Source organism: Bifidobacterium sp. CP2 (genome assembly GCF_018555635.1).
GTDB lineage: Bacteria > Actinomycetota > Actinomycetes > Actinomycetales > Bifidobacteriaceae > Bifidobacterium > Bifidobacterium saguinibicoloris.
In genome coordinates this window covers 1-24,882 of the sequence record NZ_JAFEJX010000011.1, presented here as the reverse complement: position 1 = coordinate 24,882, position 24,882 = coordinate 1, and the positions used below count along the sequence as shown (strand labels likewise).

Annotated in this window: 21 protein-coding genes; 16 read left to right on the top strand and 5 right to left on the bottom strand. The window is 65.1% G+C overall.

Going from position 1 to position 24,882, the window contains the following annotated elements:
* The first annotated feature begins 30 nt into the window (after positions 1-30).
* The 5 genes from argF to JS531_RS08765 all read left to right on the top strand — a co-directional run bounded on the left by argF (position 31) and on the right by JS531_RS08765 (position 5,385).
* Positions 31-996: an ornithine carbamoyltransferase gene (argF, locus tag JS531_RS08785; protein WP_214315176.1), complete on the top strand. Its 966-nt coding sequence runs from the start codon at positions 31-33 to the stop codon at positions 994-996.
* On the top strand, positions 993-1,505 hold the full coding sequence (gene argR / locus JS531_RS08780; RefSeq protein ID WP_214315174.1) for an arginine repressor: 513 nt from the start codon (positions 993-995) through the stop codon (positions 1,503-1,505). The genes argF and argR overlap by 4 nt, the downstream gene beginning before the upstream one ends.
* Before the next feature lie 135 nt (positions 1,506-1,640).
* Positions 1,641-2,879: an argininosuccinate synthase gene (locus tag JS531_RS08775; RefSeq protein WP_214315172.1), complete on the top strand. Its 1,239-nt coding sequence runs from the start codon at positions 1,641-1,643 to the stop codon at positions 2,877-2,879.
* A gap of 162 nt (positions 2,880-3,041) precedes the next feature.
* Positions 3,042-3,821: a type I methionyl aminopeptidase gene (gene map, locus JS531_RS08770; RefSeq protein WP_214315170.1), complete on the top strand. Its 780-nt coding sequence runs from the start codon at positions 3,042-3,044 to the stop codon at positions 3,819-3,821.
* A 271-nt stretch (positions 3,822-4,092) separates the two neighbouring features.
* Positions 4,093-5,385 carry a citrate synthase gene (locus tag JS531_RS08765; RefSeq protein WP_214315169.1) on the top strand — a complete coding sequence of 431 codons (1,293 nt, stop codon included), beginning with the start codon at positions 4,093-4,095 and terminating at the stop codon, positions 5,383-5,385.
* 178 nt (positions 5,386-5,563) lie between these two features.
* On the opposite strand, the gene JS531_RS08760 is transcribed toward JS531_RS08765, so the two are convergent.
* Entirely contained in the window at positions 5,564-6,988 is a 1,425-nt protein-coding gene (locus tag JS531_RS08760) for a lanthionine synthetase LanC family protein (protein ID WP_214315167.1), read from the bottom strand.
* Positions 6,989-7,194: 206 nt separating this feature from the next.
* Between JS531_RS08760 and JS531_RS08755 the strand changes: the two genes are divergently transcribed.
* The 6 genes from JS531_RS08755 (at position 7,195) to JS531_RS08730 (ending at position 13,369) form a co-directional block, all read left to right on the top strand.
* Positions 7,195-7,725, top strand: a complete 531-nt coding sequence (locus JS531_RS08755) for a GNAT family N-acetyltransferase (RefSeq protein ID WP_214315165.1) — start codon at positions 7,195-7,197, stop codon at positions 7,723-7,725.
* A gap of 146 nt (positions 7,726-7,871) precedes the next feature.
* Positions 7,872-8,183, top strand: coding sequence for a type II toxin-antitoxin system RelB/DinJ family antitoxin (locus JS531_RS08750; RefSeq protein ID WP_214315163.1), 312 nt, complete (start codon positions 7,872-7,874; stop codon positions 8,181-8,183).
* Complete coding sequence (locus JS531_RS08745; RefSeq protein WP_214315162.1) at positions 8,180-8,614, top strand: PIN domain-containing protein; 435 nt, start codon at positions 8,180-8,182, stop codon at positions 8,612-8,614. Before JS531_RS08750 ends, JS531_RS08745 begins: the two co-directional genes overlap by 4 nt.
* A gap of 102 nt (positions 8,615-8,716) precedes the next feature.
* Positions 8,717-9,316 (top strand): aminoacyl-tRNA hydrolase, encoded by a 600-nt coding sequence (pth, locus tag JS531_RS08740; protein ID WP_214315161.1) that lies wholly within the window; start codon positions 8,717-8,719, stop codon positions 9,314-9,316.
* Positions 9,306-12,878, top strand: a complete 3,573-nt coding sequence (gene mfd / locus JS531_RS08735; protein ID WP_214315158.1) for a transcription-repair coupling factor — start codon at positions 9,306-9,308, stop codon at positions 12,876-12,878. Before pth ends, mfd begins: the two co-directional genes overlap by 11 nt.
* A gap of 5 nt (positions 12,879-12,883) precedes the next feature.
* The gene (locus tag JS531_RS08730; protein ID WP_214315156.1) at positions 12,884-13,369 is read left to right on the top strand and encodes a GNAT family N-acetyltransferase; all 486 of its coding nucleotides are present in this window, start codon (positions 12,884-12,886) and stop codon (positions 13,367-13,369) included.
* Positions 13,370-13,465: 96 nt separating this feature from the next.
* Here the strand turns inward: JS531_RS08730 and JS531_RS08725 are convergent, their stop codons facing one another.
* The 4 genes from JS531_RS08725 to JS531_RS08710 all read right to left on the bottom strand — a co-directional run bounded on the left by JS531_RS08725 (position 13,466) and on the right by JS531_RS08710 (position 17,015).
* The gene (locus JS531_RS08725; protein ID WP_214315154.1) at positions 13,466-14,080 is read right to left on the bottom strand and encodes a sugar O-acetyltransferase; all 615 of its coding nucleotides are present in this window, start codon (positions 14,078-14,080) and stop codon (positions 13,466-13,468) included.
* A 125-nt stretch (positions 14,081-14,205) separates the two neighbouring features.
* The gene (locus tag JS531_RS08720; protein WP_214315153.1) at positions 14,206-15,078 is read right to left on the bottom strand and encodes an ImmA/IrrE family metallo-endopeptidase; all 873 of its coding nucleotides are present in this window, start codon (positions 15,076-15,078) and stop codon (positions 14,206-14,208) included.
* A 30-nt stretch (positions 15,079-15,108) separates the two neighbouring features.
* Positions 15,109-16,077 (bottom strand): hypothetical protein, encoded by a 969-nt coding sequence (locus JS531_RS08715; protein ID WP_214315151.1) that lies wholly within the window; start codon positions 16,075-16,077, stop codon positions 15,109-15,111.
* A 5-nt stretch (positions 16,078-16,082) separates the two neighbouring features.
* Positions 16,083-17,015, bottom strand: coding sequence for a hypothetical protein (locus JS531_RS08710; protein WP_214315149.1), 933 nt, complete (start codon positions 17,013-17,015; stop codon positions 16,083-16,085).
* A gap of 341 nt (positions 17,016-17,356) precedes the next feature.
* Between JS531_RS08710 and JS531_RS08705 the strand changes: the two genes are divergently transcribed.
* The 5 genes from JS531_RS08705 to JS531_RS08685 all read left to right on the top strand — a co-directional run bounded on the left by JS531_RS08705 (position 17,357) and on the right by JS531_RS08685 (position 24,797).
* Complete coding sequence (locus JS531_RS08705; RefSeq protein WP_214315147.1) at positions 17,357-18,193, top strand: hypothetical protein; 837 nt, start codon at positions 17,357-17,359, stop codon at positions 18,191-18,193.
* Positions 18,194-18,244: 51 nt separating this feature from the next.
* A complete protein-coding gene (locus tag JS531_RS08700) occupies positions 18,245-18,742 on the top strand; it encodes a hypothetical protein (protein WP_214315145.1) in 498 nt (165 codons plus the stop codon).
* Positions 18,743-18,945: 203 nt separating this feature from the next.
* On the top strand, positions 18,946-20,283 hold the full coding sequence (gene sbcD / locus JS531_RS08695) for an exonuclease subunit SbcD (RefSeq protein ID WP_214315143.1): 1,338 nt from the start codon (positions 18,946-18,948) through the stop codon (positions 20,281-20,283).
* Between the two features lie 3 nt (positions 20,284-20,286).
* Positions 20,287-23,742, top strand: a complete 3,456-nt coding sequence (locus JS531_RS08690; RefSeq protein ID WP_214315142.1) for an SMC family ATPase — start codon at positions 20,287-20,289, stop codon at positions 23,740-23,742.
* Positions 23,743-23,786: 44 nt separating this feature from the next.
* Complete coding sequence (locus JS531_RS08685) at positions 23,787-24,797, top strand: nucleoside hydrolase (RefSeq protein ID WP_214315140.1); 1,011 nt, start codon at positions 23,787-23,789, stop codon at positions 24,795-24,797.
* The last annotated feature ends 85 nt before the right edge of the window (positions 24,798-24,882 follow it).

Here is a 24,882-nt window from a genome sequence, read left to right as displayed (position 1 = left end):
ATTATCACGGAAGAACGGAAGGAAACCATCATGACCCCCGAACTGCGTCACATGCTGCGTGACGACGACCTGAACCACGAGGAGCAGAAGCAGGTCCTCGAACTCGCCATCAAATTCCACAAGGACCGCTTCTACAAGCGTCCGTTCGAAGGCCCGCAGGCCATCGCCGTGCTGTTCGACAAGCCGTCGACCCGCACCCGCTCCAGCTTCTCCATCGGCGTGGCCGAACTCGGCGGCTACCCGCTGGTCATCGACAAGTCCGGCTCCCAGCTGGGCCGCGGCGAGCCGGTGGCGGACACCGCCCGCGTGCTCGACCGCATGGCCTACGGCGTGGTGTGGCGCACCTTCGGGCAGGACCGCGTCGAGGAGATGGCGAAATACTCCACGCATCCGGTGGTCAACGCCCTCACCGACGACTTCCACCCCTGCCAGATTCTCGCCGACTTCCAGACCATCGCCGAACACCGCGGCGGCGTCGACAACCTGAAGCACCAGACCATCGCCTACCTGGGCGACGCGGCTAACAACATGGCCAACTCCTATCTGCTCGGCGGCGCCGTCGCCGGCATGCACGTGCGCGTGGCCGGACCGCAGGGCTACCTGCCCCGCCCGGACATCGTGGCCGACGCCGAACGCATCGCCAAGGAGAACGGCGGCTCCATCCTCGTCACCACCGACGCGAAGGAGGCCGTCAAGGACGCCGACTGCGTGTTCACCGACACGTGGGTGTCCATGGGCGAGGAGGCCGAATACGCCATCCGCTCCAAGCCGTTCTGGCATTATCAGGTCAACGCGGAACTCATGGCCCTCGCCAAGCCGGACGCGCTGTTCCAGCATTGCCTGCCCGCCTACCGCGGCAAGGAGGTCACCGCCGAGGTGATCGACGGCCCGCAGTCCGTGGTGTGGGACGAGGCCGAGAACCGTCTGCACGCGCAGAAGGCGCTGCTCACCTGGCTGGCCGGCAAGGCCCGCGGCGACGAAAGCCTGCTTGCATGAGCGAGGCGAACGCGAACGCGTCCCTGCAGCGTCCGGCCACGCGCGCGGCGCGGCTGAGCGCAATCGAGGAGGTGCTGCTCACGCACGTCATCACGTCGCAGTCGCAGCTTTCGGCCATCCTCGCCGACGAGGGCATCGCCGTCACCCAGGCGACGCTCAGCCGCGACCTCGATGAGATGAACGCGTTCAAGAAGCGTCTGCCTGACGGCACCATGGCCTATGCGGTGGGGCATGACGCGGACGGCGAACAGCCGGATGCCGCCAAGGCTGAGGCGCAGATGTCCCGCGTGCTCAGTGGTCTCGTCACCTCGGTGGCGGCGGCGAGGAACCTCATCGTGGTGCATACGCCGTCCGGCGCCGCCCAGTACGTGGCGTCGGTGGTCGACAAGCAGCCGATCGCCGGCGTGCTCGGCACCATCGCCGGGGACGACACGGTCATGGTGATCTGTCAGGACGAGGACACCGCCGCAGCCCGCGCCGACTGGCTGCTCGCGTTGGCGTCGAAGTAGCGTCCGATTGGTGTTCGACTGGCGTCCGTCGGCGTCCATCGCGGCGTATCCGGTACGTATGCCGGACACGCCGTGCATAAATATGCAGACGTATGTATATACTTGCATCAGCTTGTTTCGCAGAAAGGGCATTCCATGGCTGATAACAACCGACTCGTACTGGCCTACTCCGGTGGCCTCGACACCTCCGTCGCCATTTCCTACTTGAAGGAGCGCACCGGCAAGGACGTCGTCGCCGTCTCCCTCGACGTCGGCCAGGGCGGCGAGAGCCTCGAGACCATCAAGCAGCGCGCCCTCGCCTGCGGCGCCGTCGAGGCGTACGTGGTGGACGCCCGCGACGAGTTCGCCAACGAATACTGCATGAAGGCCCTCAAGGCCAACGCCATGTACGAAGGCGTGTACCCGCTCGTCTCCGCCATCTCCCGTCCGCTCATCTCCAAGCATCTCGTGCGCGCCGCCCACCAGTTCGGCGCCGACACCATCTCCCACGGCTGCACCGGCAAGGGCAACGACCAGGTCCGCTTCGAGGTGTCCATCGCCTCCATCGACCCGACCCTCAAGGCCATCAGCCCGATCCGCGATCTGGCCCTGACCCGCGACGTGGAGATTGCGTTCGCCAAGGAGCACAAGCTGCCGATCACCCAGACCGAGAAGAGCCCGTACTCCATCGACCAGAACGTGTGGGGCCGCGCCATCGAGACCGGCTTCCTCGAGGACCCGTGGAACGGCCCGACCAAGGACTGCTACTCCTACACCGACGATCCGGCGTTCCCGCCGGTCGAGGACGAGGTCGTCATCGAATTCAAGCAGGGCGTGCCGGTCAAGATCGACGGCCGCGACGTCACCCCGCTGCAGGCCATCGAGGAGATGAACCGCCGCGCCGGCGCCCAGGGCATCGGCCGCATCGACCTCATCGAGGACCGTCTCGTCGGCATCAAGTCCCGCGAGCTGTACGAGGCCCCGGGCGCCGTGGCCCTCATCACCGCGCACCAGGAGCTCGAGAACTGCTGCCTCGAGCGCGAGCAGCACCGCATCAAGCGCGACATCGACAAGCGCTGGGGCGAGCTCGTCTACGATGCGCAGTGGTTCAGCCCGGCCACCCAGTCCCTCAACGCGTTCATCGAGGACACCCAGAAGTACGTGTCCGGTGAGATCCGCATGACGCTGCACGGCGGCCGCGCCGTCGTCACCGGCCGTCGCTCCGACACTTCCCTGTACGACTACAACCTCGCCACCTACGATTCCGGCGACAGCTTCGACTCGAAGTCCTCCAACGGCTTCATCGACATCTACGGCCTGCCGAGCCGTGTCGCCGCCGCCCGCGACGTCAAGTTCGGCAACGGCATCGAGGTGCCGAGCAACACCGTCGAGTGACGTCCGCCGCGACGCGCGCATGACCCCAACGGGGGCCGGCCTTCCGCCGGTCCCCGTTTCGCATACGCGGGCCGATTTGACGATACGACGCACTATCGTGAGAACCATTCCCGGTAGGGCATCGGCCCGCCGGATCAAGGTAGAAAGAATCTGGAACACCCCATGATCGAACTGAAGACCCCTCGTGAGATCGAGGAGATGAAGCCCGCCGGCCGCTTCGTCGGCTCCATCCTGCGCGAGCTGAAGGAATACACGAAGGTCGGCACCAACCTGCTCGACATCGACGAATTCGTCCACAAGAAGATCGTCGACCGCAAGGGCGCCGAATCCTGCTACGTGGACTACGCGCCCGACTTCGGCACCGGACCGTTCGCCCACTACATCTGCACCTCCGTCAACGACGCGGTGCTCCACGGCGTCCCCTACGACTACAACCTCAAGGACGGCGACCTCGTCTCCCTCGACCTCGCGATCAGCGTCGACGGCTGGGTGGGCGATTCGGCCATCAGCTTCGTGGTCGGCAAGGACAAGGATCCGGAGGACCTGCGCCTCATCAAGTGCACCGAGGAAGCGCTCGCCGCCGGCATCGAGGCCGCGCAACCCGGCAACCGTCTGGGCGACGTGTCCTCCACCATCGGCGACATCGCCCGCGAATACGGCTACCCGATCAACCTCGAGTTCGGCGGCCACGGCGTGGGCCACATCATGCACGGCGACCCGCACGTGCCGAACGACGGCAAGGCGCACCACGGCTACAAGCTGCGTCCGGGCCTCGTCATCGCCATCGAACCGTGGTTCCTCAAGACCACCGACGAGATCTACCAGGATCCGAAGGACGGCTGGACCCTGCGCGCCGAGGACGGCTCCCGCGGCGCCCACAGCGAGCACACGATCGCCATCACCGAGAACGGTCCCGTCATCCTCACCACGCGCGACGAGTGACGCGCGACGGGCGGCGTACTCGACGCCGCTCCGCGTTCCCGCCGTATGAGACGCCGAAGGCCGGCGTGCATCCCACGTTGTTACGATGGGGCGCACGCCGGCCTTCGCGTCTTCCGTGCGGTTCCGCACGCCAGCCTCCACGCGACGCCCCGTGCAGGTCCGCGTGCACCAGCGCACCCGCGTACCCGTGACCGCGTATCGACCATGAACCCGTGGCGGTAACACAGGCGGTCTAATGTGACCGGCAACACTTGACAGGAACGAGGTATCCATGGCCACAGCACAGCTGAATGTGGACGATAGCAAATACACGTTGCCGGTGGTGAAGGCCTCGGCCGGCCCCGACGGCATCGTGGTCTCCAAGCTGCGCAATGACGGTTGGGTCACGCTCGATCCGGGATTCCTCACCACCGCGCAATGCGAATCGAAGATCACATACATCGACGGCCAGCACTCCATCCTGCGCTACCGCGGCTATCCCATCGAGCAGCTGTGCGAGGAATCCGACTTCCTTGAGGTCTCCTGGCTGCTGCGCCACGGCGAACTGCCCAACAAGGAGCAGTATGAGAAATTCGTCTCCGACATCAACCACCGCACCATGGTGGGCGAGGACTTTCGCACGTTCATGGGCTCGTTCCCGCGCACCGCGCATCCGATGAGCGTGCTCGCCTCCGCCGTCAACGCGCTTGCCACCTTCTACCCGGACACCACGGACATCACCGACTTCGACCAGCTCGACGAATCCGCCATCATCATCATGGCGAAGGTACGCACCATCGTCTCCTACATCTTCCGTCGCCGGCGTGACGAGCCGATGCTCTACCCGGACTACGCGCGCGGCTACGTGGACGATTTTCTGAGGATGTGCTTCGCCGTGCCGTACGAGCCGTTCGAATCCGATCCGCTGTACGTGCACGCGCTGGGCCGTCTGCTCATCATCCACGCCGACCATGAGCAGAACTGCTCCACGTCCGTGGTGCGCATCGCCGGCTCCGCGCACGCCAACCTGTATTCGGCGGTCGCCGCCGGCGTGAACGCCCTGTCCGGCCCGTTGCACGGCGGCGCGAACGAGGCCGTGCTGCGTCAGTTGAAGGCGATCCGCGATTCCGGCAAGTCGGTGCGCGAGTTCGTCGAGGACGCGAAGCGCGAGGGCCACCGCATCTCCGGTCTGGGCCACCGCGTGTACAAGTCGTACGATCCGCGCGCCGCCATCGCCAAGAAGTATCTGCAGAAGATCATGGACCGCGAGGACACCATCAAGCTGCCGGCGGACGAGCGCGCCCTGTTCGACGTGGCCATCGAACTGGAGGACATCGCGCTGCACGACGACTATTTCGTGGAGCGTCACCTCTATCCGAACGTCGACTTCTACACCGGGCTCATCTATCGCGCCATCGGCTTCGACCCGGCCATGTTCACCACATTGTTCGCGTTGGGCCGCATCCCCGGCTGGATCGCCCAGTACCGCGAGATGCTGGCCGACCCGGCCACGAAGATCGGCCGTCCGCGTCAGGTGTACACCGGTGCCACGGAACGCGACTACGTGCCGATGGACGAGCGGTAGGGCAGGGCGGTCGCCGTCCGGTCCGGTTGCGTGGGATGGCGTACGTTCGCCGTCCGGTCCGGCATCGCGTCCGGACATGCGTGTGCCGGTATGCCGAAGGTTTCCCGGCATACCGGCACACGTGTATGTGGCCGTCGCCGCGTCCGGTAGGGCAGGGCAGCCGCCGTCCGTGCGGACGTTACTCCTTGAACGTGGTGACGGCGCGTGCGGGGAACGGATCGTTGACGAAGCGCGGCCACTCGTATTCGCCGTGCTCGAGCGTGTACAGCTGCAGCAGCACGGCGGCCACGCCGGCGGTGCCGTCGATCAGGCCGATGCGCGGCCCGATATCCTTCGGGCAGACGCGGCGCCACGCCACGGGCCAGTCTGAGGAGCCGTCCTGGCGACGATACTCCCACCCGAGCAGCACGGCCGCGGTGCGCTCGGCCAGCTTCTTCCAGCGTGCGCGGTGCCCGTTCACGTCCGCCGCGTACAGGCCGATGAAGAACTGCGCGAGGCCCGCCACGCCGCAGCACTGGTTCGGCGTATTCCACAGGCCCTTGGACATGTGTTCCGGCGCGCCCCAGGATTCCAGGCCGTCGACCATGTCCTCGATGACCTTGAGGTAGCGTTCGTCGCCGGTCTCCTCATACAGACGGTAGTAGAACTTCGACGTGCCGGCCGGGCCGTGGCAGTGGCCCAGATAGTAGAACGTGGGTTCGTCGCCGTTCAGCAGGTAGGGCAGCAGCGCGCCCTTCTCCTGCGGGATGAACTGCGTTGCGAGGTAGCGTTCGCACGCCTTGGCCGCCTCGAGGTAGCGCTCGTCGCCGAGCGCGTCGTACAGGAGCGTGAGCAGGTAGCCGGAGCCGGACGTGCCGTACGCGAAGTTCAGCGTTTCGTAGGTGCGGAACGTCTTGTAGCCGTTGAACTTAAGCCCGTCTTCGCCGGCCGGGTCGCCTTGGGCGAGGAACCATTCGGCGGCGTCGCGCAGCAGCGTGTCCAGCCATTCCTCGTGGACGCTGCGCGCCAGACGGATGAGGTAGAGGATGACGCCGCCGTCGAAGGTGAGCGGGGTGGTGCCGGTCCAGTACGCGCCGTGCTCGTCCCGCTGCGCGGTGTCCGCGTACCAATGGCCGATGGTCTTCGCCGTCTCGACGAGGTCCGGGACGTCATAGCGTTCGCCCAGGTCGAGCAGCACCTCGGCGGCGGCGCCCACCTCGGCCACCTCGTAGCTGGGCATGGTGCTGGTGTCGTGCGTGAACACATGGGTGTGCACGCCGACGATGTCCTTCCAGTGCGCGGCGACGTGCCTGGCGGCCCGGATGGCGATGTCCCGGTAGTCGTCGTTTCCGGTGATGCGGGCGAGCTGGCTGTAGAGGAACGCCAGTCCGGCCGAGCCGGCATACAGGGTGAGGCAGACGTTGTCGCCTTCCTCGTCGGGCGTCCAGTGGAGGCCGTCCGCGTCCTCGCGCTGCCGGGAGGCGATGTAGCGTTCGGCGCGCAGCGCCGACGCGAGATAGTCGTCCGGCGTCTTCGCCTCGAGCGTCGGGTATGCGCCGCCGGGTACGTACGCGTATTTCGGATCGTGGTATTCGTCGTAGCCGCTGGATGCCGTGTCGGTCATGGCGTGTGCCTTCTTTCAAGTGGGTTCGGGTGGTTCGGGTGGCTCGCGCGTGGACGATCGGTCGACGCCCCGCGGGCCGATGGCTTCGGCCCGCGCCCTTCCGCGCGTCGTGCTCCCGAATGTACAGCGGCATGGAGGCGCCGTGGCCGCGCGTCGCATACCTTCTGTTTATATGGCGTTCAAAACCGTTGATATGCTTGGGTTTCATGTCCGATTACCTGTTCAGAGCCGCGGGGGTGCGGGATCTGCCCGCCATCACCGACATCTACAACGCGTCCGTGGTGGAGGGCGGATCCACCGCCGATCTGACGCCGCGCACGCCGGAGCAGCGACGTGCGTGGGTGGCGTCGCACAAGCCCCCGTACGGCGTGTTCGTCGTCGAGGCGGTGTCCGGCGTCGATGCCGAGTCCGACGCGGGCATCCGCGAGGTGGTGGCGTTCGGCGCGCTGTCCGTGTTCTACGACCGCGCCGGATACGACGGTGTGACCGACCTCGCGTACTACATCGCGCCCGCCTGGCGTCGTAGGGGAGTGGGGACGTTCCTGCTGGGCCGGCTTCTCGACGAGGCGCGTGGACGCGGCATGCGCAAGGCCATCGGCGTGATCTTCGCCGACAACGACGGCTCCACGGCCCTGATGCGCCGGTTCGGCTTCAGCCGGTTCGGCCTCCTGCCCGCCGCCGCCACCGACGCGACCGGCATGATGCACGACATGTCCTACTGGTATCTGGACCTGTGACCAAGAAGTCCTGCATGGAATGCGATACGGGATTGGATGAGCGGGTTCCGGGGAGGAGTGCGATCAGGGAGGCTGGGGATGTGCTGTCCCGCTCTTCGGCGATAGTTGTATTACTGTAATACGACTTGGTTCCGGAGGTGATGCGCATGACCACGGCGATGGTGACGGCGCGTGTCGATGCCGACAGGAAGCGCGACGCCGAGAAGGTGCTAAAGCGTAACGGGCGCACGTATTCGGATTTGATACGGGACCTGACCGACTATATGGCCGATACGGGTGAGCTGCCCGAGTTCGAGAAGGCGACGCTTGCCCTGATGGAAGAGCGCGAGCGTCGGCGGAAACTGGAGATCATCGAATATTTCGCCAATCGGCATCTGCCGGCGGTGAAGGACGGGACCTCCGACGAGGAGCTGCTCGCGCGTGAACGTATGGCCAGGTTCGGGGAGGGGGCGGCATGAAGCTGCTGCTCGACACCAATGTGCTGCTGGACTTCTGCAACGACGCCCGAGTCCCGTTCCACGGCCAGTGCGTGGATCTGCTTCTGGATTGCGCTTCCCGGGCCGATGTGGAGCTTCTGATCGCGGTGTCGTCGCTCAACGACGTCTATTACGTGCTGCGGCGTCATTACGGTGACGAACGGGACGCCCGCAAGGACATCGGCACGCTGATGGAACTGTTCGACGTATGCCCGTTGCTGGCGCGTCACGCCCGTATGTCCTACGAATCCGATGAACCGGATTTCGAGGACGGGCTTGTTCGCGCCATCGCCGAGGACAATGCCGCCGACGTCATCGTCACCAGGGATGCGGCAGCGTTCCGTCATGCCAAAGTGCCGGCGATGGATGCGGTGCGATGCCGTTCGTTGCTTGCCGAAGGGCGGAAGACGTGAAGGTCCCAGACGGCGGAGGCGGCGGGGAACGGATGTTGACGGCGTCGGTGGGTACAATCTGTTCGGTCGAAAACGAGTAAGGCGCAGTAAGGAGCAACGCATATGGCATCGGATTTCTGGCTGATCGTGGGCCTCGGCAACCCCGGCAAGAAGTATGAGGACACCCGGCACAACATGGGCTTCATGACGGCGGACGTGCTCGCCGAACGCTGGTCGGTCCACTTCGCCGACCACAAGGGGCTCGCCATGCTCGGCAAGGGCGTGATGAACCTCAACAGCCGCAACGTGAAGTTCTTCCTCGCCAAGCCGCTCACCTACATGAACGAATCCGGCAACGCGGTCGCCTCCATCAGCGCCTACTACCAGATCCAGCCCGACCACATCGTGGTCATCCACGACGACATGGACCTCGACTTCGGCCGCATCAAGGTCAAGGCGGGCGGTTCCGCCGGCGGCCACAACGGCATCAAATCCATCGACCGCTCCCTGAACACGCCCAAGTACGCGCGCGTGCGCATGGGCGTGGGGCATGCGCGCCGCGGCGCCAACGCGCACGACAACACCATCAACTGGGTGCTCGGCGGCTTCGGCCCCGACCAGCGCAAGCAGCTGCCCGACTTCCTCGCCGACGGCGCCGACGCCGCCGAGGACATCATCTTCAACGGACTCGCTAAGACCCAGGAGAAGTTCAATGGCCGCTGAGACGACCGGCCCTGACCCGGTGAACGGCGCGCTCGCCGGCGTCCTCGACGCGCTCCTGCGCGACCCTGCCTTCCGTAGGGTCGCGACGGGCGACGTCGACGAGACCGACGACATCGACGGCTCCGTCGTCGTCGGCGCACCCGAAGGCGTCCGCCTCGCTTTGGCTGCGGCCATCGCCCAAGGCGTGGATGGACAGGCGGGACGGCCCGTCGTGCTCGTCGTCGCCTCCGGCCGCGAGGCCGAGGAGACCGTCGGCGCCCTGCGCTCCTGGTACGACGGCGATCCGGGCGACATCGCCCAGCTCGAGGCGTGGGAGACGCTGCCGCACGAACGGCTGAGCCCGCGCGCCGACACCGTCGCCAGCCGCATGGCCGTGTTCCGGAGACTGAAGCATCCAAGCGCCACGGACCCGATGTTCGGTCCCATCCGCATGCTCGTCATGCCGGTGCGCTCCCTCATCCAGCCGGTCGTCGCCGGCCTCGCGGACGTCGAACCGCTCGTCTTCACCCAAGGCGAGGACCTGCCGCTCGACGAGGCGTCGAAACGACTCGTCGAAAACGCGTACACGCGCGTCGACCTCGTCATGGACCGCGGCGAATTCGCGGTGCGCGGCGGCATCCTCGACGTGTTCCCGCCCACCGCGCCGCACCCGGTGCGCATCGAATTCTTCGGCGACGAGGTCGACCAGATCAGGGAGTTCCACGCCTCCGACCAGCGCACGTACGGCGACGGCATCCGGACCATATGGGCCACGCCCTGCCGCGAACTGCAGCTCACCGACAAGGTCCGCGCCCGCGCCAAGTCGCTCATCGGCTCCATCCCCAACGCCGAGGACATGCTCGCCTCCATCGCCGACGCCATCCCCGTCGAAGGCATGGAATCCCTCATGCCCGCGCTCATCGACGACATGGAACCCGTCTCGTCCATGCTGCCGAAGGATGCCGTCATCCTCCTGTCCGACCCGGAGAAGCTACGTCGCTCCGCCGAGGACCTCGCCAAGACGGCGAACGAGTTCCTCGCCGCCAGCTGGCACGTCGCCGCCTCCGGACACGGTGCCGGCGCCCCCATCACCTTCGACACGGCCAACTTCCTCGACTTCGAGGAGACCGTGCGCTCGCTGCACCTGACCGGCCACGACGTCATCGACCTGACCGGATTCTCCGTGGACGAAAGCCGTCCCGGCCACGTGCGCATCGACGCGCAGAACCCCGCCGAATACCGCGGCGACGAATCGAAGGCCGCCGCCGGCATCGAAGGCCTCATCGACGCCGGATACCACGTGACCGTCACCGCCGGGGCGAAAGGCACGCTCGCACGCCTCAAACGCGCCGTCAACGAAACCGGCATCACCCGGTTCGACGTCATCCGCTCCCAGGCCATCGACGGCTTCGTCGACAAGGCCGCGCACGTCGCCCTGCTCACCGAACGCGACCTCACCGGACGTACGTCCGCCGTCGGCGTCGTCAAGACGCCGAAACGCCGGCGCAAGGCCATCGACCTGATGGAACTCAAGGCGGGCGACTACGTCGTGCACGAACAGCACGGCATCGGCCGCTTCGTCGAAATGCGCCAACGCACCATCGGCACCGGCGCGAACCGGACCACACGCGAATACCTCGTCATCGAATACGCGCCGAGCAAACGCGGCGCGCCCGCGGACAAACTGTTCATCCCCACCGACCAGCTCGACCAGGTCAGCAAATACATCGGCGCCGAAGCGCCGAAACTCAACAAGCTCGGCGGCTCCGACTGGGCCGCCACCAAGGCGAAGGCGCGCAAACACGTCAAGGAGATCGCCGACGACCTGGTCAAACTGTACTCGGCCCGCCAGCGCACGCCCGGTTTCGCGTTCAGACCGGACACCCCGTGGCAGAAGGAGCTGGAGGACGCGTTCCCGTACCAGGAGACGCCCGACCAGCTCACCACCATCGACGAGGTCAAGCACGACATGGAGCAGCCGCGCCCCATGGACCGCCTCATCTGCGGCGACGTCGGCTTCGGCAAGACCGAGATCGCGGTGCGCGCCGCGTTCAAGGCCATCCAGGACGGCAAGCAGGTGGCCGTGCTCGTGCCCACCACGCTGCTCGTCCAGCAGCACTATGAAACGTTCACCGAACGCTACGAGGGCTTCCCCGTCACCGTCAAGGCGATGAGCCGCTTCCAGAAGCCCAAGGAAATCAAGGAGACCATCGAGGGGCTCGCTTCAGGCGGCGTCGACGTGGTCATCGGCACGCACAAGCTTCTCAACCCGAAGATCAAGTTCAAGGACCTCGGCCTCGTCATCATCGACGAGGAGCAGCGTTTCGGCGTCGAACACAAGGAGACGCTGAAGGCGCTGCGCACCAACGTGGACGTGCTCTCCCTCTCCGCCACGCCGATCCCGCGCACGCTCGAGATGGCCGTGACCGGCATCCGCGAGATGTCCACGCTCGCCACGCCGCCGGAGGACCGCCTGCCGGTGCTGACGTACGTGGGCGCGTACGAGGACGCGCAGGTGACCGCGGCCGTACGCCGCGAGCTGCTGCGCGGCGGCCAGGTGTTCTACGTGCACAACCGCGTCGAGGACATCGCGCGCGTCGCCGAGAAGATCCACACGCTCGTGCCGGAGGCGAAGGTCGGCATCGCGCACGGCAAGATGGGCGAGAAGCAGCTCGACCAGATCATCCGCGACTTCTGGCACCGCGACATCGATGTGCTCGTCTGCACCACGATCATCGAGACAGGCCTCGATATCTCCAACGCCAACACGCTCATCGTGGACCACGCCGACCGATTCGGCCTCTCGCAGCTCCACCAGCTGAGGGGACGCGTGGGCCGCGGCCGTGAACGCGCGTACGCGTACTTCCTGTACGACCCGAGCAAGACGATGACCCAGCAGTCGCACGACAGACTCGCCACCATCGCGCAGAACACGGCGTTGGGTAGCGGCTTCGACGTGGCGATGAAGGACCTGGAGCTCAGGGGCACCGGCAACCTGCTCGGCGACCAGCAGTCCGGACACATCGAAGGCGTCGGCTTCGACCTGTACGTACGCATGGTCTCCGAGGCCGTCGAGGCGTACAAGGAGCCGGACAAGGCGGCCGAGCCGGTGAACGTGTCCATCGACCTGCCGGTCGAGGCGTCCATCCCCGTCTCCTACATCGACTCCGACAAGCTGCGTCTCGAAGCGTACCGCAAGCTCGCCTCCGCGCGGAACGAGCAGGACCTCAAGGACCTCGCCGAGGAGCTCGTCGATCGTTACGGCCCGCTGCCCGAGGAGTTCGAGATGCTCTTCGGCGTGGCCCGCCTGAAGTTCAAGGCGAGGAAGCTCGGCATCTCCGAGATTCTCGCGCAGTCGAACCGTCTGCGCGTGGGACGCGTCGATCCGCCGGAATCCATGCTCATGCGCATGTCGCGCATCTACAAGGGATTCCAGTACCGTCCGGTCACCCACCAGATGATCATCCCCACGCCGTTCGCCGGGTCCCTCGGCGACAAGCCTATGCCCGGCGAACAGGTCATGGACTGGGTGAGCGACCTGTTGAACGACCTGGCGTGGACCCCGAAGGCGAAAGGCAGGTGAACGCCATGAACGACATGCACATCCGCCGCGCCGAGAAGCGCGACGTCCCCGAACTTCACCGGCTGCTGCGTCAGGTCGCCGACGTCCATCACAACGGACGGCCCGACCTGTTCAAACCCAACGCCACGAAATACACCGACGACGAGCTCGCGTCGATTGTCGCCGACGACGAAAGCCCGGTCTTCGGCGCGTTCGCCGACGCCGATGACGCGACCCTGTACGGCTACGCGTTCTGTGTGTTCCAACGCCACCCCGGCAACCATGTGTTGACGGACATCACGACCCTGTACATCGACGACATCTGCGTCGACGAGGCGGCTCGCGGCAAGCATGTGGGCACCGCCGTCTACCATCACGTCATCGACTTCGCCAAGGCGAGCGGCTGCTACAACGTCACCCTCAACGTGTGGTCGTGCAATCCCGGCGCCCAGGCGTTCTACGAGGCCATGGGGTTGAAGCCATACAAGGTGGGTATGGAGACGATCCTGTAGGGGATGCCGTTGCCGCAGGTGGGCCGCAGCGCAGTGCGGCCCGCGGGAAACGGCTGTCGGACGGGACGGACTGGGAGGTCGGACGGGGCGGACGCGTCAGACGCCTTCCGGGATGCGCATGCCGGGACGGTAGAAGTCGCGGTCCTTCTCGCCGATCTCCCTCACCACGCGGCACGGCGTGCCGAACGCCACCACGTTCGCCGGCAGGTCGTGCGTCACCAGACTGCACGCACCCACCACCGTGTTCTCGCCGATCGTCACGCCCGGCATCACCGTCACGTTCGCGCCCAGCCATGCGTTGCGTCCGATATGCACGGGCGCGGAGAACTGGGCCGCCCGCTCGCGCAGGTCCGGGCGGATCGGATGCCCGGTGGTGGCGATCGTCACGTTCGGACCGATCATCACGTGCTCGCCGATGAAGATCTCGCCGTCGTCCACCAGCGTGAGGTTGAAGTTCGCATAGCTGTGCGCGCCCCAATGCGTGTTGCAACCCCAGTTCGCATGAATCGGCAGTTCGATCCACGCGCCCTCGCCCACCTCGCCGAAGAACTCGTGCAGCAGCCGGTCCCGCTCCGCACTGTACGGTTCGCTCGCGTTGAGTCGGTGCAGCAGACGCATCTGCTCATGCTGCGCCTCGTCCATCTCCGGATCGTTGCAGAAATACAGGTCGGGGGAGTGCATGATGTCAAGCACACGCTGCGGAACGGTCATCGGTCACCTCGTCGTTCGATGGAATCGTCGGAAAGAAACGTACCCACCCATCCTAGCGTTTGTGTTGATTTGTGGTGTCTGCGGGTGGCGTGGACGCGGGGTCGGTGCAGCTGCATGCCCCGTCCTCAGTGGCCTCCCATGATGAACGTGCAAGTGCCGCTTTTCGACATGGGCGACAGGGCGACGCTGATACGCGTGCAGTGTTCGGGCGGCGTGCTCGGGATACAGGGTTTGTCGAGGTCCGTAATGCAAACGGTCATTTCGTTACGGTGTTCGCCGGGGCGACACTTCCTGAACGGTTCCCTACGTCGGTCGTCGAACGCATCCAGCACCAGCTGTTCCGCCGGCATGATCTCGATGCCGTCGTATTCGGTGTGGCCGTCCGAGTACGCGCGCAGTTTCGGGCGGTCGTATTGGTCGATGAACGTGACCCACGCGCCCGGCGGCAACAGGCCGGCGATCCGTATCGCCGTCGCTGCGCGCGATGCCTTGACGAGATGGAAGAGGCGGTCCACCGCTGTGGCATCCCAACGGTGGGTGCCCAATTCCGGAATCAGTGAATCGGGCATCAACGCTTTGGAAGCGAACATGTTGCATGCCGCCTCCTCGGCGCGTTTCTGATCCGCCTTGTCGTCAAGGGCGCGTAGGGCGCAGAAGAGATCGATGTCCGAGTTCTGCAGGTGGTGTCCGAGCTCGTGGAGAATGGTGAAACAGTCTCTGGGATAGAAAACGGTATGCACCTCGATGAAGGCCTTGCCGTCCGCTGTCTTGTGCTGTGGCAGGCAAAATCCAGAGACGCATTCGCCGGTGGTGCTGTTCCGTTCCTCAGACGACGCCTTGGAGGTTGTGATGGTGATTTCATCGCTCCAATGCAGGGGTATGTCCTTCATCGGATCATGAAGACAATCCTTGAGGAAGGTGTCCGGATGCCTTTCGTGCGCAACGGCAAGCATCCGGTCCGCCTGCCGGACGACCCACTTCCGTGACAGCTTGGCCATGTCGCTCGTTCCCCTCCTTTCCGGCTGTTGTCAGTCCAGATCGTCGTCTTCGGCAAGACGATTGCGGTAGGCATCCTGCAATGCTCCGCGCCAGGCTGCACGACCGTAACCATTCGGACGTGCCGCAAGCGTGAACGCGTCCTGTGCCAGATTGACGCGGGCGTCCCCGTCCATGCGATGCGCGTACTCGTCCGCATCCCGGCGCCAGGCCGGCTGTTCCACTTCGACCAGAAGATCGGCGGGCAGATGGAACGTGCGTTTCGGTGCGTCCGGCACCTGCACGCCGGCGTCGGCAAGACTGGCACGTTGCTCATCCGTCAACGGGACCACGCCGTCCAGCACGTCGTCCACCTGATCGAACGGCAGCTGGAGCACGGTGATCAGCGCCTTGGCATACGTGCCACGTTCCGGGGTCATGGAAGCCTCCGCATCCTCATCCTCCTCGTACAGCTTCGGCAAGTCGAAGCACATGGCATGCCACTTGAGCAGGATCGCGGTGATGTCCTCCCGGTTCTCCACGAACGGGGAGTCGCGCTCCTCGTTGTCGTGGCCGCGGCGGATCGCGTCGGTCTTCTTCGCGAACCGCAGGTCGTCGTGCTCGATGGCCTTGACGGCGCTCTCGGGAAACTCCTTCAACGGCTTGTAGAGCAGCCGGACCGGGATGATGGCCTGCAGACCGGGCCAAGCGACCATCTCGATGTCCAACGGCGTGTTGCCGACGACGAGCGAATCGTCGGTCTCGCTATGCAGATCGTTCGACAGGGGGATGACGGTCGCCATGCGCGGATCGTCGTTCACCTCCGTGACGAGCACGTACAGGGAATCGTCGCCTTGGTCGGCGATCCACAGTTGGCCGCGCTTCACTCCTTCGGCCAGTTGGCGTTCGATGCGTTCGGGGGAGTCGACATCATCGCCGCTGGGCATGATGAGCTCCGTGTCGGTGTCTTTCAGCTGGTCGTACATGCCGAGCAGCTCGGTAAAGGACTGTGCATTGTTCATGGTAATCAGGCCTTCCGTTCGTCCGGGTCGATGCCGAGGTCGAGAAGCATTCTGCGTACTTCCAGGTGTTTGCTGATGTATCGGCGTACCCATTGCCGATCATGTTCGTGTTCTTCGAGGAGTGAGAGGATGTACCTGATCTGCCGTTCACGTGCGTCGTCGGTCATTGCTTCGATGACGATATCCTCCGCGGAAGTGGCGTCGTCGGCGATGTCCATCGGATTGCCGTCCTCATCCGTGATATCGACCAGTGTGGTTTCCGCCAGCATCGGCAGACGGTATTGGACGAGATGGAACAGCATATCGAGCGGCAGCGTGCCGTCGGCGGTTTCGAGCACGCCCGCCAGCAGATTCTCCATCTGACCGGTTGCGCCATAATTGACGTTGCGTTTGCGGTTGGGGTCCATCAGTCTTTCGAGATCGATGTCGATGGGATATTGCGAGACGACCTTGTGCAGGTCCATCTCGCGTGCTGCGGACGGGGTGTCCGGTCCTTCGACCAGGCCCCAGTAGTGTTGGGGATTGTCGTTGGTGAACCGGTCCTTGGCTTTGCTGAGACGGCCGCGGACCACCTCGCGCATTCTGCCGGAAACGGTTTCCGCGTACAGGTTGAGGAACCATCCGTTGATGGTCTTGGTCACGCAAGATTCGAACGATTGATCGCTCCTCATCCCGCTGGTGTGCATCTTCTTGTGCAGATAAGCGGCTTTCTTCTCCCAGAACGCGTTCATGCAGTCGTCGGGTGACGTCGGAGCGCCTTCCGGCAGCGTGGGACCGTACTTGTTATACCCTGCCTGAATCCGCGCGGCGATGAAGCCGATCGCTTTCGGCCCGAACTGGCGTTTCGGCTTATGCCGGGTCTCTCCGAAATATTCGTCGATATAGTAACGGGTCTTCGATTTATCCCAGTCGTCCGTGCCCTTCTTCCGCCTGGACATGCCGCCTCCTTGCACAGGTGTGACTGCCGCCCAGTCTACCGCCCGCATGAGTGGCTTGCCGTCGGGAAGGAACCGTGTCGCCTCCGGTCGTTCCGCCCGTCGTGTCTGAGGAGCCTCCCTCATCGCGTCACCTTCCATCGTCGTGCTCGTCGTGACGAATCCCGCCGTCCGCCGTCTCCCGCCGGACACACAGTTCAACCGGACAACGTGCGCTCTTTTCGAGAAACAGCGAAAAACGAGGCGTGTCGCATGTTTTCGTCTCTTGTCCGGTTGAGATGTGCAGAACGCACGAATGGTCCGGAAGAGCCGGATCGCCGGCAGGTAGGAAAGGAACGGTCGCCATGCTGTTGGACATGTCGAAGAACAAGCACTTCCACCCGATTCCCACAGGGACGAACCGCAGGCTGGCGCGCATCAAACTCTGCTATCCGGGCAACGCGCTCCAGGTGCAGCGACTGCTCAGGGTACGCGTCCGCGAGACGCCGCTCAGGTTCGACGTGGCCTACTTCCGGTTCCCTCAGGACGGGAACGGCGAGTGGTGCGGCAAGTGGATCGAACCGTTCACCATCACCGACACGCTCGGATGCGTGGTCACGGACGACCGTACGCCGGCGCGGGGCCAGTTCAACATGCGCTACCTCGCGTATCGCCTATGCAACGGCGTCACGTCGCCGTTGGCGAAGATCGGCTTCCGCGAGGCGATGCCGGGCATGCTGGATTCGCCCATCACCACGCACGCGGACAAGCTGTGGGACGTGCTTGACCTGGATGTCGCGTGCCGTGACGGCCTGCTCACCGACGATCCGGACGAATCGCTGCGCGGAAGCTTCGCGGTCATCGAGCACACGACCGGCATCGTGCTGCCCGCATTCGTCGGCACCGTCATCGAACTCATCGTGGGAGAGGAGGATGCGATGACGATCCGCATCCGTCCGATCGACGCGGACACCGGCGTGGAGCATGACCCCGCAAACGACTATCGCAGCCTCAACGGGCATGAACGCTACGAATCCGAGACCGGCTACACCGACACGCAACTGCGTGCGGACATCGACACGTGGAGCGGGGAACTGCGACGGCTCGTCGCCCTGCGTGACACGCCTGCGTTCGCCAAGGAACGTGCCGCCGTCGCAACCCTGCGCGAGGTGACGCGTGACGACGACCGGCGGAACGCGTGAACCGTACCGCGAAGACGCGCGAAACGTAAGCGACGAGGACACGGAAAGGGAATGATGATGACCACGATGAGCACGGCGATGAGCGCCTTGACGGCGATGAACCTGCCGATGGCGGCGAAGCCCGGACTGCTGCTGCCGGGCGTGCTGTACCTGGATGATCTACTCGACGAGTTCAAGCACGACGACATCGGTCTGCCACCCATCGACGACGAGGACGACGGCGATGACGGCCGCCCCCACTGCGTCTACGAGTACGGCGGCTACACCGACGAGGACGACGACTTCGCCGACCTGTACGACATGGAACGCAACAGTGACTACGGCTGCCGTGAGACGCCGGAATACTATATCAAAGCGCTTTTGAAGGACCCTGGCGCCACGAGCGTGGAGACCTTCTACTACTGTCCGCGCCACTTCGCGATCAATATCGGCTATCTCGCCGACGTCATGGCCCGCTGCCCGCAGGAGTGGGAGATCGACCGTTACGTGAACAACGGCGAGATTCCACCCCGCTTCGCCCTGCAGGATTGGGGACGCATCGGCGAATGACTCGGTGGAGAAGCATCCGGAACATTGCTCCCATCACGTGCGACACGCCGTATGCCGTCCGATGGAAACCCGATGACGCGAAAAACCGGTACATATCTACCGGCCGATGATTGTCCGGTTACGGTGGATGAAGCAACGGAATGGGTGGTCGCTCGGCGCATCGGCGTGACGAGTGGTCTCCCAGTGGAATGAAAGGAGCCGATATGAGAGTGCTGCACACCTCCGACTGGCATATCGGGCGCAGATTCAAAGGCGTCAGTCTGCTCGACTACCAGCGCAGGGCGTTGGAATGGCTGATCGGCGTGATTGAACGCGAGCATGTGGACGTGCTGTGCGTGTCCGGCGACGTGTACGACCTGTCCACGCCGTCCGGCGAGTCGGTCCGTCTGTTCGGTGCGGTGCTCGACCGGCTCGCCTTGCTTGAAGTCGACGGGCGGCCGTTGGAGATCGTCGTCACGCCCGGCAACCACGATTCCGCGGACCGTCTCGGCGTCGGCTCCGGTGCGATGCGTCCGAACGTGCACCTGCGTTGTGAGGTCGATTCCATCGCGGAACCGGTGATGGTCACGTGCGACGGCGAGGAGCTCGCCGTATACGCGCTCCCGTACCTCGATCCGGACGCGTCGCGCCCCGCGCTCCAGCTGCTGCTGAAGCAGGCGGGCGTCGACTATCGCATCCCGCGTTCGCATGAGGGCATGATGCGCGCCGCCCTGGAACTCGTCACCCGCGATCTCGCCGAACGGCGTGCGGTCGCCCCGGGCCTCGCCGCCGTGCTCATGGCGCACACGTTCGTCTCCGGAGCAGCGTCCAGCGATTCCGAACGCGGCATCGCTGTGGGCGGCGTCGACAGCGTGCCGGCCGGCATCTTCTCTCACAGCGGGCTCGATTATCTGGCGCTTGGCCACCTGCATCGCCCACAGCGGGTGAATGTGCCCGACCCACCTGCCGAAGAGTCCATGTTCCACTTCGACCGCACGCCGCAGGCCCGCTACAGCGGATCGCTGCTCGCCTATTCGTTCTCCGAAAGCCGCACGCCGCCGGTGGAGGGCAATGGCAAAAGCGTGGTGCTGTTCGACGTCTCCGATCATGGCGTGGAGAACATCCGCACGGTGGACGTGGAATCCGGTGAACCCGCGTTCGTGCGGCTGGACGGCACGGTGGACGAGATCCTGGGCGATCTCGCCGACCGGCATCACGACGACTGGGTGTCAGCCACCGTGCATGTCTCCGAATTCCCCAAAGGGATCTACCAGAAGATCGACGACCGGTACGCGCATGCCCTGGAGAAGACCATCAAGTATGAGCGCCGTGACGAGGCGATCAGGCGGCGTGCCGTCGACCTGCGCAAGGCGACCTCGGAAATGGACGTGCTCGACCAGTTCGTGCGGCATCAACTCGGCCGGGAGCCTAGTGAAGAGGAACGGAAGGTGTTGGAATCGGCGGTGAGCGCCGTGCGGGCGAAGCACGCCGAATACGCCGGCGGCAACGGTGCGGGCGATGCTGATGGCGTCGCCGCCGAAGGCATGGAGAAGGAGGACTGAGACATGAAGCTCATCGCCATGAAATTCCAAGGATTCGGACCCTACAAAGGCGAATACGCCATCGATTTCACTGCGCTGACCCGTTCCGGCATGTTCCTCATTGACGGGGAGACCGGTGCCGGCAAGACCACGATCCTCGACTGTCTGACGTTCGCCCTGTACGGCAACATCTCCGGCAACGAGAAGGACACGCTCGACGCGGGCGGAGATGGTCAGCGCGTCCGCTCCCGGTTCCTCGCAGGCAGTCGTAACGAAACCTACGTCGACTTGATCTTCCAATCCGGCGACGACTACTACGAGGTGCGCCGCACGCCGAAATACGACCAGCCGAAAGCCCGTGGGGAAGGCGTCACGCCGCGCAACGCCACCGGCAAGCTCATGAGGATCGACCGCGGCATCGCCGCGTTGATCGACGAGCCGGCCAACGATCCGGAACGTTATTTCACCTATGCGGAAGGCGCCGGGCACGCCGAGGCGATCACCGCACGCGCCGGAGACGTACGCCCGGAGATCACGCGGATCATCGGATTGAACCGTGAACAGTTCTCGCGCACCATCATGCTCGCGCAAGGCCAGTTCGCCATGTTCCTGTCGCTGACCCCCGAGAAACGCACCGAACTCGTCGAGAACCTGTTCGGCGCGACCGTCTACGAGGACATCCAGAACGAACTCGCCGAACGCCGCAAAGCCATGAAAACCAGAATGGATCAGGACGGCATCCGCGTCGTCGGCGGCATCGCCGACGCCAGAACCACCGCCGCGCGCATCCTCGAGGAACGTGGCCTGCATGCAGACGGAAACGATCTGGAGATTCTGTCCAACGCACGATGGGGACTGGACCGTGAGGACGCCCGCAAACTCGCCTATCCCGCACGCGAACCGGATGAGATACGCGAGGCGCTGTGCGACGTCGTCGCCGGCATCGACGTCGAATGCGACACCCTGATCCATGACGGCGAAGCGGCGAACACGCAGGCCGGGAGGACACTCGCCCGGGCGCGGACACGTCATATGGACGCCGCGGCATTGCGCGGCGGGGCGGAGCGCGAGCGGCGCGACACCCAAGCCCTCCTCAACATCAAGGCGAATGAGGAGAGCATCGGGCAAGACCGCCGCAACCTGTCCCGCGCCGTCGAAGCGCAGCCGATCATCGACCTCGACCGCGAATACGCGTCGGCGCAGGCCAGAGCGCGGAACCTCGCCGAACAATCCGAGGAACTGCAGCGGCAGCTGGAACGGATGACCAGCCGGGACGAACTCGAACGCCGTCGCGAACACGCGCTGAAGGAAGCATCCGGGGATGCGGCGGCCCGCGCCACTATGGAACGCGCCGACGCGCACGAACAACTCATCGACGCCGCCGAACAGGCACAGGCACGGCATGCGCAGGCGAAGCAGACACTCGCCGAAGCCCGCGCCACGGCGGAACAGGCACGGCAGACGATGGAGGCACTGCCGGATTCGGAATCCGTCGAACAGGAACTGCAGCGGCTCGCCGAACAGCTGGGCGGCGAACAAGGGCTCACGGCCCAGCTCGACCATGCCAAGCGGGTGCTCGACCACGTGCAGCAGGCCGAACGGCTCACGGCGGGCATGTCCGCGCTCGAAACCTCGCGCGACGAAGCGGAAGCCGCGCATCAGGCCGCGCAGCGCACCCTGGACAACGCCGAAGCCGCCATCAGACAATCGGGAGCCGCCCAATACGCGGCCTCGCTCGAAGACGGCGAACCCTGTCCGGTGTGCGGCAGCATCGACCATCCCCATCCCGCGACCGTACCCGACAACGTGGCAGACGCCAAGGAACTCGACGAGCTGAAGCAACGCGTCACCGTCAAGCAAGCCAAGGCGGAGCAGGCGCGAACCGCATTGCGCGACGCCGAACGGGACCTCGAATCGCAGCGGGAACGCGGCGAAGGCCTCGACATCGAACAGGCGCGCAGCCGCATCACAGAACTCGAAACCGCCATCAAAGCACTTGACGAGGCGCGCGAACGACGTGAGGAACTCCGCGGCATCCAACAACGCATCGCCACCGCCACGGAGGCTGCGCGTCAGACCCAGGCCGCGCTCGCCGTCGCCGAGACGAAAGCCGAGGAAGCCGGCAGGAGCGCGAAGGAAGCGACCGCACAAGCCGAAGGCCACACCACGGCGACGGTGGCGGCGGAGCGCGCCGCCGCCCAAGCACAGCTGGACGCGGCCACGCAGGCGAAGCAGGAGGCGCAACGCCTCAAGCAAACCATCGACGAACGAGCCGAAACGGAACGTCGTCACACGCAAGCCCAAGCCCAAGCGGACGCTGCGGCGCGCACCACCGCCGAATTCAAGGCGAAACTCAAGCAGGCCCTCGACGAGAGCGAGCATTTCACCGCCATCGACGAAGCCGTCGCAGCCGGACTGGACGAACGGGAGCGCGCCACGCTCCAACAGCGCATCCGCCGCCACGAGGATGCGCTGCACGCAGCCGAGGCCAACCTCGCCAGATCGCGCGACGAACTGCGGGACACCATCGCCGGCGCAGACAAGGAGAATCTGTTCGCATTCGGCCTCGCCGGATACGCCGATGACATGGCAGGAGCACGCTCCGTGGCGCAGGCCACGGCCATGCCAAGCCGGTCGGCGGAAGGACCGGAAGCAGTGAAAGAACCGGAGACGGCTCCCACAGCCGTTCCGCGAGGCATGCCGGTGGCATACACCGACGCCGGCGAACCGACATCACTGGGGAAGGCGATCGCCGCCATCGACATGACCGCATTGGAGGCCTCCGTACAGGAAGCCCAGCGGCACGCCGACGAAACCGGCCGCCGCGTCGGAACGCTCTCCGAACTCGCGCAAAGGTGGAGGAAACAAGCCGAGACGATGGAACACCTCGCAGGCCAATGGGAGGAACAGACCACACGGTTCGCGCCCCTCGAACGCATGGCCGCCCTCGCCAACGGCGACAAAACCGCGTCGGGTGCAGCCAACCGGCTCACGCTCATCACCTACGCCGTCACCGAACGGTTCCGTGACGTGCTCGACCGCGCCAACGAACTCCTGAGCGACATCCAAGGCGGCGTCTACGAACTGCGGCTCAAGGACACCCCCGCCACCACCGGCATCAAGAAGACCGGACTCGACATCACCGTGTTCGACCGGCGCAACGAACAGGAACGCAACCCCGGAACCCTCTCCGGAGGCGAGACATTCTTCGTCTCCCTCGCGCTCGCGCTCGCGCTCGCCGACATCATCCAAGCAGAAAACGGCGGCATCAGCATGGACACGCTGTTCGTCGACGAAGGCTTCGGCACCCTCTCGCAGGACTACCTCACCGACGTGATGGACATGCTGCGCCACATCAGCCGCACCCGCGACGTGGGCATCATCTCCCACGTCGACTGGCTCAAGGACCAGATCGCCGAACGCATCAGCGTCAGCCGCATCACCCCGGACGGGGAGAGCCGATTGGAGGTGATAGCCTGAAACCGACGCCGGCAACGGGAACCGACGGCGGAAAGGGACACGCCATGACACGCAAACTCATCCTCGACCTCGACACCGGCATCGACGACACGCTCGCCATCGCCTACGCGCTCGGCAGCCCCGACGCCGAACTCATCGGCATCACCGGCACCTACGGCAACGTGACCGTCGCACAGGGCGTGCGCAACGCGCTCGCCGTCACCGAACTGTTCGGACATCCGGAAATCAAGGTGTACCGGGGCGTCGACCACCCCATCGCCGCCGACAAGGCGAACGGCGGCGACGGCACATTCACCGTGAGCCGCGGCTCCGCGTTCATCCACGGCGCCAACGGCATCGGCGAAGTCGGCATCCCGGACCCCACGCGCGAAGGCGAAACCGAATCGTCCATCGACTACATCATCGACGCGGCCGAAACATACGGCAAGGACCTCACGCTCGTGCCCACCGGCGCGATGACCACCATCGCCGCCGTGCTCGAACGTGAACCGCGCGTCAAGGACATGGTCGGCGGCATCGTCATGATGGGCGGCGCACTCACCGTGCCCGGCAACGTGAACGCGTGGACGGAGGCGAACATCGCGCAGGACCCGGAAGCCGCCGACCGGATCTTCCGCTCCGGCGCGCATGTGACCATGATCGGACTCGACGTGACCATGCAGACCCTGCTCACCAAACGGGAGACCGCACGCTGGCGGGAGACCGGCACGCCGGCGGGCCGGTTCCTCGCCGACATGACCGACTACTACATCGGCGCATACGCGGTCACCGCGCCCGGCATGGGCGGCTGCGGACTGCACGACCCGCTCGCCGTGGCCGTCGCGCTCGACCCCACGCTCGTCACCACACTGCCCATCAACCTCAAAGTCGACCTGGACGGGCCCACGCGCGGGCGCACCATCGGCGACTACGACCGGCTCAACACCGCCGAAAAGACCGTCGACGCGGCCGTCGGCGTGGACGTGCCGCGGTTCCTCGACGAATTCACGACGCGCGTCGGAGCCGTCGCGGCAGGGGGGTGTTCCTATGTTTTTGTCAATTCCGTAGGGGGTTGATGTGTCGGGTTTTGTTTGGTTGTCGTGGGCGTGCTTCGCCTTGCCGGTGGCGGCTGGTGTGTTCGTTCTTCGTGGTGTTCAGGCG